We start from the raw sequence: 485 nt of genomic DNA on the forward strand, positions 1-485 counted from the left end.
GTGTCGTGGTCCTGCTGATGTCACCGCGTATCAGCAGGCTCATGGAGGGGGTTCACTGACTCCGGGACAGGATCTCGGCCAGCAGCGGTGGCTCGATGTTGCCGCCCGAGACGATCACCACCGCCGGCCCGGGCGGCGCCGTCACCTTGCGGTAGCCGGCCAGTGCCACCGCACCGCTGGGTTCGGCGACCAGGTGTGCCCGGTGAGCGAGTTCTCGCACCTCTGAACGGATCTCATCCTCGGATACGGTGATGACATCGTCGAGCACACGTTGCAGATGGGCGAACGTCAACGCCGACGGTGTCGAGCGCAGTCCGTCGGCGATGGTCCGGTTACGTTGCGCCACCGGCCAGTCCACCCGGTGGCCGGTGGCCAGGCTTTCGGCGGTGTCCGCGGCGAGTTCCGGCTCGACGCCGAAGATCTTGGCCTGCGGGCACATCGCACGGATCGCGGTACCCACACCCGAGGCCAGTCCGCCGCCGCTG

The 485-nt window shown here is 68.2% G+C and carries 1 protein-coding gene; it reads right to left on the bottom strand.

Going from position 1 to position 485, the window contains the following annotated elements:
- Nucleotides 1–52 precede the first annotated feature (52 nt).
- Nucleotides 53–485: pyridoxal-phosphate dependent enzyme (locus tag RNC47_RS36405; protein ID WP_311605151.1), on the bottom strand; the 433-nt coding region annotated here is incomplete at its 5' end.

The sequence above is a fragment of the Streptomyces millisiae genome, assembly GCF_031845425.1.
Classification (GTDB): domain Bacteria; phylum Actinomycetota; class Actinomycetes; order Streptomycetales; family Streptomycetaceae; genus Streptomyces; species Streptomyces millisiae.